The following is a 10,979-nucleotide window of genomic DNA, read 5'->3' on the forward strand; positions in this document are numbered from 1 at the left end:
CGCGGAGCGCCAAGTGAACCCGATGAAAGACACCGCATCCAAGCCCGGCCCCCGCGCCACCCAGCGCAGCCCGGCTGGCCGCGCGCGCGCCGCGGACCGGCTGGCGCGCCTGCGCCCGCGCGTGCCGCAGCGCTGGCAGGAACAATTCGACGCCTTCTGGTCGGCGCGCAACCCGCGTGAGCAAGCCATCCTGGCCGGCGGCAGCGCCGTGCTGGCGCTGGTGATCGGCTACACCGTACTCTGGGAACCCGCCGCCAACGGCCGCGACAAGCTGCTGCGCAGCCTGCCGCAACTGCGCAGCGACTCGGCGGAGATGGAAACGCTGGCCCAGGAAGCGCGCGGCCTGGCGGCCAGCCCGGCTCCGTCGCTGCGCGGCGAGGCGCTCAACCAGGCCTTGCAGGAGAGCCTCGCCCAGCACGGCCTCAAGGCCACCCGCCTCAATGGCACCGGCGACAACAGCGTGCAGGTGCAGCTCGACAAGGTGCCGTTCGGCTCCGTGGCGAGCTGGCTGCAGGACGTGCGCCAGCAACAGCGCCTCAAGGTGATCGATACCCGCATCGTCTATGTGGGCGCCACCGCCATGGTGAACGTCACCGCCACCCTGCAAGGCCCCGCGGCAAATCCGGGCGGGCGCGGCTGATGGCGCGCCTGGAAGCCCTGAGGCTCGCCCGCCGCCGCGTTGCCAGCCCCCGTGGCTGGCAACGCGCGGGCTGGCTGGCGCTTGGCTGCGTCACCGTGACGCTGACCGTGCTGGCGGCATTTCCCGCGGCATGGATCGCCGATGGCATCGCCAGCCAGAGCCAGCGCCGCGTGCTGCTGGCCGATGCCGATGGCTCGTTGTGGAACGGCAGTGCCACCCTGGCCCTGTCGGCCGGCGCTGGCAGCGAAACCGCCACGGTGCTGCCCGGGCGGCTGCAATGGTCGGTGGCCTTCTGGCCGTTGCTGACCGGCACGCTGCGTATGGTGGTCAGCCACACCGAGGCCATGAGCGGCCCGGTCGCCGTGACGGTGACCCCGCTCGGCTGGACCGCCCAGGCCGGCGCGGTCCGCATGCCGGCAGCGCTGCTCGAGGGTGTCGGCGCTCCGTTCAATACCCTGCGCCCCGACGGGCTGATGCGCATTGACTGGTCCGGCCTGCAAGGCCGGTTCTTTGCCCATACCGGCGAACCGGGCGAACCGGGCAGCGTGGGCGGCATGACCGGCCACCTGACCGTGCGCCTTGACCAAGTATCATCGGCCGTCAGCCGGGTGCGCCCGCTTGGCAGCTACCGCGCCGAGATCGACTGGTCGGGCGCCGACGGCAAGCTGCAACTGACTACCCTCGCCGGGCCACTGCACCTGCAGGGCAGCGGCATCCTGGGCCGCCAGGCGCGCTTCGAGGGCACGGCCGACGCCGACCCCGACGCCGCTACGCAATTGGTAGGCCTGTTGAGCCTGCTGGGACGACGTGAGGACAATGTGACACGGCTGCGCTTCTGACCCCGGCATCGGCGCGAAACCTTCGCGCCGATGCCCGCAGCCCGGAACCGAATATGAAAACCCAAGCCCTTCGACCTTCGCTCAAGACCCGCTGCGCCCGCGCCACCGCGCTGCTTTGCGGCCTCTCCCTGCTGGCACCCGCGCCGCTGTGGGCCCAGCAACCGAGCCAGCCGGCGGCCCAGCCAGGCCAGCCGCCCGACCTGACCCCGCGCAACCGCGACCAGGTCGTGCTCAACTTCGTCAATGCCGACCTGGAATCGGTGGTGAAAGCGGTGGGGCAGGCGACCGGCAAGAACTTCGTCATCGACCCGCGCGTGAAGGGCTCGGTAAACCTGGTGACCGAGCAGCCGGTGTCGCGCTCGCAGGCGCTGGAAACGCTGGGCTCGGTGCTGCGCATGCAAGGCTATGCGATGGTCGAGAGCAACGGCTTCACCAAGGTGGTGCCGGAAGCCGACGCCAAGCTGCAGGGCTCGCCCATCGTGGTCGGCAGCGGCAGGTCCCGCGGCGACCAGGTGGTGACCCAGGTGTTCCGCCTCAACTATGAGTCGGCCAACAACCTGGTGCCGGTGCTGCGCCCGATGATCGCGCCGAACAACACCATCACCGCCTACCCGGCCAACAACACGCTGGTCATTACCGACTACGCTGAGAACCTGCAGCGCCTGGGCCGCATCATCGCCGCCATCGACGCGCCGGCCTCGGGCGAGGTCGAGCTCGTGCCGCTCAAGAATGCCATCGCCAGCGACACCGCGCTGGTGCTGCAAAAGCTGCTGGACCCGGGTTCCGCCGGCGCTGCTGGCGGGGCCGTGGCAGGCGCCGACGCCAGCCTGCGCACCTCGGTGGTGGCGGAGCCGCGCAGCAATTCGCTGATGATCCGTGCCTCCAGCCGGGCACGGCTGCAGCAGGCGCGCCAGTTGATCGAGAAGCTCGACCAGCCCTATGCGCGCCCAGGCAATATCTGGGTGGTGCCCCTGAAGAACGCGGAAGCTACCAAGCTGGCGCAGACGCTGCGCGCCATCGTCGCGGCCGACAGCTCCTTCAACACCAGCCAGTCCGGCACGCAGGGTGCAACCGGCGCGGCGGGCGTCGCCGGCGGCACCGGCCTGCTCAACACCTCGACGCCCAACACCGGCCAATACACGGGCGGYAGCACCGGCAGCTCGCGCAGCGGCTCGGGATCCGGCGGTGGCAGCTCGGCCTTCGCGAACTCCTTCGCCACCAACACGCTGCCGACCACCGGGGGCATCATCCAGGCCGACCCGGCCACCAACTCGCTGATCATCACGGCCAGCGAGCCCGTCTACCGCAACCTGCGCGCGGTGATCGAAGACCTCGACATGCGCCGCGCGCAGGTCTATATCGAGTCGATGATCGTGGAAGTGTCTTCCACCCAGACCGGCCAGCTGGGCATCCAGTGGCAGGGCCTGCTCAACTCGCGCAACAGCAACACCAACGCCTTTGCCGGCACCAACTTCGGCACGGGCGGCCAGAACATCATCAACCTGACGGGTGCCGCCGCCGCGATCAACGCGAACGGCGCCGCCGCCATTCCGAGCGTCTCGGGCCTGGTGCCCGACCTGGCCGGCCTGAACCTCGGCATCGTCAACCGGGCGATGGGCCTGGGCGCGCTGCTGCATGCGCTTGGCGCCGACGGCAGCGTCAACCTGCTGTCCACGCCCAACCTGATCACGCTGGAGAACGAGGAAGCCAAGATCCTGATCGGGCAGAACATCCCGGTCACCACCGGCTCCTACGCGCAGACCGGYAGTTCGGCGTCAGTCACGCCATTCCAGACCTTCGACCGCAAGGACGTCGGCATCACGTTGCGGGTCAAGCCGCAGATCACCGATGGCGGCCTGGTGAAGATGCAGATCTACCAGGAATCGTCGTCCGTGGTGCAGGGCACTGCCGCCCTCACCCAGGGCCCGACCACCAATGTGCGCTCGATCGAAACCAACGTGCTGGTGGACGACGGCCAGATCATCGTGCTGGGGGGCCTGATCGAGGACACCTACGGCGATGGCGTGCAGAAGGTGCCGGGCCTGGGTGACCTGCCATGGATCGGCGGGCTGTTCCGCTACGAAAACAAGAACCGCGGCAAGACCAACCTGCTGGTGTTCCTGCGCCCGTACGTGATGCGCACCGCCGGCGCCACCGACCGCCTGACGCAGGACCGCTATGACTATATGCGCGGCCTGCAGCAAGGCTTCGCCTCGCCGAACATCATGGTGCGCGACGGCAATACGCCGATCCTGCCGCCGGCGGACGCGCCCATGGCACCGTTCGTCGATCCGCGCTCGCGCGGGCCGGTGCCGGGTCCGCTGCCGCTGGAGCAGACGCTGCCGCAATCGCAGCAGCAGCAGCAGCAGCAGCAACAACAACAGCAAAGACAGCCGCAAGCCCAGGCGCCCGCGGCCAACGGCACGCCGCTGCCGCCGGGCGTCAATCTTGGCAACGCCACGGTGGACGCCGTCCGCCCGGTGAACTGAGACTCGCCATGGCCACAAGCATCGCCCCCGCCGCCGTGCCCGACGAGCCGCTGGAGCCGCCGTCGACCATCGCCGCGCGCCTCGTCACGTACGGCTTCGCGCGCGAGGCCCGCCTGCTGATCGCGCACCAGCGCACCGACGGCCTGGAGGTGTGGGTCAGCCGCGCCACCTCGCCCGCAGCGCTGGCCGAAGTGGCGCGCGTGCACGGGCCGCTGCGCCTGCGCGTGCTGGAGCCCGATGCGCTGGAGCTCGCCATGTCCGAGGCCTACAACCGCCAGGACAGCGGCAGCGCCGCGCAGGTGGTTGGCGAGGTKGAGGGCGAAGTCGATCTGTCGCGGCTGATGCAGGACATTCCCGCCGTGGAAGACCTGCTGGAGTCCGAGGACGACGCCCCCATCATCCGCATGATCAACGCGCTGCTCACCCAGGCCGCGCGCGAAGGCGCCTCCGATATCCACATCGAGCCGTTCGAGTCATCCTCGGTGGTGCGCTTTCGCGTGGACGGCACGCTGCGCGACGTGGTGCGCCCGAAGAAGGCGTTGCACGGCGCGCTGATCTCGCGCATCAAGATCATGGCGCAGCTCGACATCGCGGAAAAACGCCTGCCGCAGGATGGCCGCATCAYGCTGCGCGTGGGCGGGCGTCCCGTGGACGTGCGCGTCTCCACGCTGCCCACCGGCCACGGCGAGCGCGCGGTGCTGCGTCTGCTCGACAAGGAGGCCGGCCGCCTGGATCTCGCCAAGCTCGGCATGGCGCCGGGCACGCTGGGCGGCTTCGATCACCTGATCCGCCAGCCGCACGGCATCGTGCTGGTGACCGGGCCGACCGGCTCGGGCAAGACCACCACGCTGTACGCCGCGCTGTCGCGGCTCGATTCGCGTACCACTAACATCATGACGGTGGAAGACCCGATCGAGTACGACCTCGACGGCATCGGCCAGACCCAGGTCAACCCGCGCATCGACATGACCTTCGGCAAGGCGCTGCGGGCCATCCTGCGCCAGGATCCGGACGTGGTGATGATCGGCGAAATCCGCGACCTGGAAACCGCGCAGATCGCGGTGCAAGCCTCGCTGACGGGCCACCTTGTGCTGGCCACGCTGCACACCAACGACTCGGCTTCGGCGGTGACGCGGCTGGTCGACATGGGCATCGAGCCGTTCCTGCTGTCGTCGTCGCTGCTCGGCGTGCTGGCGCAGCGGCTGGTACGCCGGCTGTGCCAGCACTGCAAGCGCGAGGAAGTGATCGAAGTCACACCCGACGAAGCCGACGTGCTGCTGGCGCAAGGCAAACCGCTGCAACACGTGTGGCATGCGGTGGGCTGCGACAAATGCGGCCACTCGGGCTACCAGGGGCGCATGGGCGTGTATGAGCTGCTCAGCGTGGATGACGAGATCCGCACCATGATCCACCGCCAGTCGGCCGAATCCGAGATCAAGAAGGTGGCTCTGGAGCGCGGCATGCACACCATGCGCCGCGATGCGCAGCGCTGGATCGACTCGGGCGCGACCGCGCTGGAAGAAGTCTTGCGCGTCACGCGCGACTAAGGGCGAGCCCAGAGACATGCCAGCCTATCGTTACGAGGCCGTCGACGCCGCCGGCAAGACCGATCGCGGCGTCATCGAAGCCGACAGCCCCAAGCAGGMCCGCGGCCAGTTGCGCGCGCGCGGGCTGACACCGCTCAATGTGGATCCGCTGGCAGGCGTCGGCGGCGTGCAGAAAAGCAGCACCGCTGCCTTCGTGCGCCGGCTCTCCACGCAAGAGCAAGCGCTGTTCACGCGCCAGCTCGCCAGCCTGATCGTGGCTGGCCTGCCGCTGGACGAAGCACTGGCGGCGCTGGCCGACCAGGCCGAGCGCAGCTATGTGCACGAGCTGCTGGCCGGCATCCGCGCGGACGTGGTCGGCGGCAGCTCGCTCTCGGTGGCGCTGTTGCACCATCCGCGCGATTTTCCGGATATCTACCGCGCGCTGGTTTCCGCCGGCGAGCACTCGGGCCACCTCGGCCTGGTGCTGGAGAAGCTGGCGGACTATATCGAGACGCGCAACTCGCTCACCGCCAAGATCCGGCTGGCCTTTACCTACCCCGCCATCGTCACCGTGGTGGCGTTCGCCATCGTGATCTTCCTGCTGTCCTATGTGGTGCCGCAGGTGGTGAGCGTCTTCGCCAACACCAAGCAGAAGCTGCCGACGCTGACCATCATCATGCTGGCGCTGTCGGATTTCGTGCGCAACTGGTGGTGGGCCGCGCTGGCGTTCATCGTGGCGGTGAGCCTGGGAATTCGCAGCCTGCTGCGCCAGCCCGGCGTGCGCCTGGAGTGGCACCGCTGGCTGCTGACCGCGCCGCTGGTCGGCAAGCTGATCCGCGGCTATAACACCGCGCGTTTCGCCAGCACGCTCGCCATCCTGGTATCCGCCGGCGTGCCCATCCTGCGCAGCCTGCAGGCAGCCGGGGAAACGCTGACCAACGAGGCGCTCAAAGCCAATGTGGATGACGCCACCACGCGGGTGCGCGAAGGCGCCTCGCTGGCGCGCGCGCTGGCGGCGCAGAACCAGTTTCCTTCCGTGCTGGTGCATTTGATCCGCTCCGGCGAAGCCACCGGCAACCTGCCGATCATGCTGGAGCGCGCGGCGCAGGGCGAAGGCGCGGAGCTGGAGCGCCGCACGCTGTTCCTCACCAGCCTGCTAGAGCCGCTGCTGATCCTCAGCATGGGCGTGGTGGTGCTGCTGATCGTGCTGGCGGTGCTGATGCCAATCATCGAGATCAACCAGTTGGTACGGTAGTCCCATAGACGCGGTAGTCATGCGGCTGGCGGCGCAAGCCGGCTGAAATGCAAAACGGCGCCTTGCGGCGCCGTTTTGCGTTCTGACGAGTGCGGCTTATTCGGCAGCCTTCGCCGTCTTCTTCGGTGCGCGCTTGGCCGGTGCGGCGGCGGCTGCCTTCTTGGCTGCGGGCGCAGCCTTTTTGGCGGGAGCGGCAGCCTTCTTGGCCGGCGCAGCAGCCTTCTTGGCGGCTACAGCGGTCTTTTTGGCCGGTGCGGCAGCCTTCTTGGCGGGTGCGGCGGTCTTCTTCGCACGGGCCGGGGCCTTGGCTTTAGCCTTGACGTCAACCACGGGCTCGACCGGCTCGGCAACCTCGACCACCTCGGCGATTTCCACAACCGGAGCGATTTCGACGACTTCGACGACCTCGACGACCTCGGCAACCTCGACCGCTTCCACAACCGGCGCCACCTCGGCAATCTCGATGACTTCGGCGGCTTCGACAACCGCCGCGACCACGGTGGAGGACGGCGCCACGAAGATCGAGCTGTCGATCGGCCACGGGATCTCGCTCAGCGTGACCTCAGGMTTGGGCGGCTTGCGGCGGCGGCCACCGTTCGATTCGCCGTTTTCGCCAGCATCGGCGTCGTCCTGCTCGTCCTCGGACTCGGCGCCGTTGTAAGCCTGCTCCACGCGCTCCAGCACGTCCATCGGATCGACCACGAACGTCGGGGCGGTTTCGCTAGCGGGAGCCGGGGCAGCAAATTCGGGTACCGGCGCGGGCTGCACAGGCAGTGCGGCCTGCTGCGCACGCTCCGGCCGTGAGCCTTGTTGCTGCGGGAAAGGCTGGCGATCACCACCACGCCGCTTGTTGCGGCGATTCTCGCGCCGCTCGCGGTTGTCACGGTTCTCGCGGTTCTCAGCCTGAGGGCTTTCCGCCTGGGCATTCTCGCCCACACGGCTCTCACCCTGGCGGTTCTCGGGCTGACGGTTCTCACCCTGGCGGTTCTCGCCCTGACGGTTCTCGCCCTGACGGTTCTCGCCCTGACGGTTCTCGCCCTGACGGTTCTCGCCCTGACGGTTCTCGCCCTGACGGTTCTCGCCCTGGCGGTTCTCGCCCTGGCGGTTCTCGCCCTGGCGGTTCTCGCCCTGGCGGTTCTCGGGCTGACGGCTCTCAGGCTGACGGTTCTCGGGCTGGCGGCTCTCGGCCTGGCGCTCGTCGCCCTGGCGGGGCTCGGCTTCGCCGGACTTCGAACGGCGCTTCAGGCGCACCCACAGCGTCTTGTTGTTGTTGCCGTTGCGGGTCTCGACTTCGAACAGGCCCGTCGCGGCTACCAGCTCGGAGAGCTTGCCATAGCCGTAGTTGCGCGAGTCGAACTCGGGTGCCTGCTTGGCGATGTGGTTACCCATGCCGCCGAGCGTGGCCCAGCCTTCTTCGTCGGAGACCGCTTGCGAGGCGCTTTGCAGCAAGCGCACCAGGCGCGAATCCTGGCGCAGCTCGCCGCTGTTGCGCTTGCGCGCGGGCGCGGCGGCGCCGTCGGCTTCCGTATCGGTGTCGGTATCGGCGTCGCTKCGCAGCACGTCGGCAAAGATGAACTTGTCGCAGGCCGTGACGAAGGGCTTGGGCGTCTTGCGTTCGCCAAAGCCGTACACGGTCAGGCCCTGCTCGCGGATGCGCGAGGCCAGACGGGTGAAGTCGCTATCGCTGGAGACGATGCAGAAGCCGTCGAAGCGGCCCGTGTACAGCAGGTCCATCGCGTCGATGATCATCGCGCTGTCGGTGGCGTTCTTGCCGACCGTGTAGCGGAACTGCTGGATCGGCTGGATGGAGTGCGACAGAAGGCGCTCCTTCCAGCCGGCCAGGTTGGGCTTGGTCCAGTCGCCGTAGATCCGCTTGACGGCGGCTACGCCGTACTTGGCGACTTCGGCCAGCAGGCCTTCGACGATGGCGGGCGCCGCATTGTCGGCGTCGATCAGCACGGCCAGGGTCGCAGTGCCCTGGCGGGAGGAAATAGTCATGTTGGGTCCTGGAGGCCGGTCGGCCTCGGATGGGGCGGGTTGCACCGGGGCACAATCCCTGGAGATATGGCGCACGGTCCGCATCTGCCCGTTTGTTGCGTAAACCTGTTTGCAACGCAGTGTACACGCGAAGCGTGTCCATTCGGGAAAGCACGCCTGTGGCGGGCGCGCTTTTTGCTGCGTCGCAAGGTGCCGCCCCCTTGGGGGCGGTGCTACCATGCTGCAACGAGACACGGCCGTTTTCCGCCTTCACAAGAGGCGGCGTACGGTCGCCCACAACTGAAGTGAGTCGGCGATCCCGACTGCATGCCCCATAGAGGAGCACCTATGAATGCCCCCCTGACCCCTCCGGTCAGCGACGCCATCCGCCGCGCGCTCGCAAATGTTTCCCTGGAAGACAAATACACGCTGGAGCGTGGCCGCATTTATATCAGCGGCACGCAGGCGCTGGTACGCCTGCCGATGCTTCAGCGCGAGCGCGACCGCGCCGCCGGCCTGAACACGGCCGGCTTTATCTCTGGTTACCGCGGCTCGCCGCTAGGCGCGCTGGATCAGGCGCTATGGAAGGCCAAGCAGCATCTGGCCGCGCACGACATCGTGTTCCAGGCGGGATTGAATGAAGACCTGGCTGCCACCTCGGTATGGGGCTCGCAGCAGGTGAATATGTATCCGGACGCCAAGTTCGAGGGCGTGTTCGGCATGTGGTACGGCAAGGGCCYGGGCGTGGACCGCACGAGCGACGTCTTCAAGCACGCCAACTCGGCCGGCTCCTCGAAGCATGGCGGCGTGCTGGTGCTGGCGGGCGACGACCACGCCGCCAAATCGTCCACGCTGGCGCACCAGTCCGAGCATATCTTCAAGGCCTGCGGCCTGCCGGTGCTCTATCCCTCGAACGTGCAGGAGTATCTCGACTACGGCCTGCACGCCTGGGCCATGAGCCGCTACTCCGGCCTGTGGGTGTCGATGAAATGCGTGACCGATGTGGTGGAGTCGTCGGCATCGGTGGAGCTGGATCCGCATCGCGTGGAAATCGTGCTGCCGCAGGATTTCATCCTGCCGCCGGGCGGCCTGAATATCCGCTGGCCCGATCCGCCCCTGGAACAGGAAGCGCGCCTGCTCGACTACAAGTGGTACGCCGGCCTGGCCTATGTGCGCGCCAACAAGATCGACCGCATCGAGATCGATTCGCCGCATGCGCGCTTCGGCATCATGACCGGCGGCAAGGCCTATCTCGACACGCGCCAGGCGCTGGCCAACCTGGGCCTGGACGACGAGACCTGCGCGCGCATCGGCATCCGCCTGTACAAGGTGGGCTGCGTGTGGCCGCTGGAAGCGCATGGCGCGCGCGCCTTCGCCGAAGGCCTGCAGGAGATCCTGGTGGTCGAGGAGAAGCGCCAGATCATGGAGTACGCGCTCAAGGAAGARCTCTACAACTGGCGCGACGACGTGCGCCCCAAGGTCTACGGCAAGTTCGACGAGCGCGGCAACCACGGGGGCGAATGGTCGCTGCCGCGCGGCAACTGGCTGCTGCCCGCGCACTACGAGCTATCGCCCGCGCTGATCGCCAAGGCCATCGCCACCCGGCTGGAGAAAAGCGACCTGCCCACCGACGTGCGCGAGCGCATCGCCGCGCGCGTGGCGCTGATCKAGGCCAAGGAGCGCGAGGCCGCGCGCCCGCGCATCTCGGTGGAGCGCAAGCCCTGGTTTTGCTCGGGCTGCCCGCATAACACCTCCACCCGCGTGCCCGAAGGCTCGCGCGCGCTGGCCGGCATCGGCTGCCACTATATGGCGATGTGGATGGACCGCAATACCGACACCTTCAGCCAGATGGGCGGCGAGGGTGTGGCGTGGACCGGGCAGATGCATTTCACCGGCGAGAAGCATGTGTTCGTCAACCTCGGCGACGGCACCTATTTCCACTCGGGACTGCTGGCAATCCGCGCGGCCATCGCGTCCAAGGCGTGCATCACCTACAAGATCCTGTTCAACGACGCGGTGGCGATGACCGGCGGCCAGCCCGTGGATGGCATTCTGACCGTGCCGCAGATCGCGCACCAGGTGCTGGCCGAAGGCGCCAGCAAGATCGTGGTGGTGACCGACGAGCCGGAGAAATACGGCGATGGCAGCATGCTGCCCGGCGGCGTCACGGTGCACCACCGCGATCAGCTCGATGAGATCCAGGTCCAGCTGCGCGATACCGCCGGCGTCACCATCCTGATCTACGACCAGACC

The 10,979-nt window shown here is 68.1% G+C and carries 7 protein-coding genes; 6 read left to right on the forward strand and 1 reads right to left on the reverse strand.

The features are described from left to right. Nucleotides 1-22 precede the first annotated feature (22 nt). Genes AC1DS3_RS12685 through gspF form a run of 5 tightly spaced genes read left to right on the forward strand, consistent with a single transcriptional unit; the run spans nt 23 to nt 6,749 of the window. The gene (locus AC1DS3_RS12685; RefSeq protein WP_441637547.1) at nt 23-640 is read left to right on the forward strand and encodes a type II secretion system protein M; all 618 of its coding nucleotides are present in this window, start codon (nt 23-25) and stop codon (nt 638-640) included. Next, a complete protein-coding gene (locus AC1DS3_RS12690; RefSeq protein WP_477127278.1) occupies nt 640-1,479 on the forward strand; it encodes a type II secretion system protein N in 840 nt (279 codons plus the stop codon). Before AC1DS3_RS12685 ends, AC1DS3_RS12690 begins: the two co-directional genes overlap by 1 nt. A 53-nt stretch (nt 1,480-1,532) precedes the next feature. Next, nucleotides 1,533-3,968 carry a type II secretion system secretin GspD gene (gene gspD / locus AC1DS3_RS12695; protein WP_477127279.1) on the forward strand — a complete coding sequence of 812 codons (2,436 nt, stop codon included), beginning with the start codon at nt 1,533-1,535 and terminating at the stop codon, nt 3,966-3,968. Nucleotides 3,969-3,976: 8 nt separating this feature from the next. Further along, on the forward strand, nt 3,977-5,515 hold the full coding sequence (gene gspE, locus AC1DS3_RS12700) for a type II secretion system ATPase GspE (protein WP_477127280.1): 1,539 nt from the start codon (nt 3,977-3,979) through the stop codon (nt 5,513-5,515). A gap of 16 nt (nt 5,516-5,531) precedes the next feature. Next, nucleotides 5,532-6,749, forward strand: a complete 1,218-nt coding sequence (gspF, locus tag AC1DS3_RS12705; RefSeq protein ID WP_477127281.1) for a type II secretion system inner membrane protein GspF — start codon at nt 5,532-5,534, stop codon at nt 6,747-6,749. A gap of 96 nt (nt 6,750-6,845) precedes the next feature. Here the strand turns inward: gspF and AC1DS3_RS12710 are convergent, their stop codons facing one another. Continuing rightward, on the reverse strand, nt 6,846-8,747 hold the full coding sequence (locus tag AC1DS3_RS12710) for an NYN domain-containing protein (RefSeq protein ID WP_477127282.1): 1,902 nt from the start codon (nt 8,745-8,747) through the stop codon (nt 6,846-6,848). 327 nt (nt 8,748-9,074) lie between these two features. Here AC1DS3_RS12710 and AC1DS3_RS12715 point away from each other — a divergent pair. Beyond that, on the forward strand, nt 9,075-10,979 hold a 1,905-nt coding region (locus AC1DS3_RS12715; protein WP_477127283.1), incomplete at its 3' end, for an indolepyruvate ferredoxin oxidoreductase family protein.

The organism is Cupriavidus sp. 01L46 (assembly GCF_056399905.1).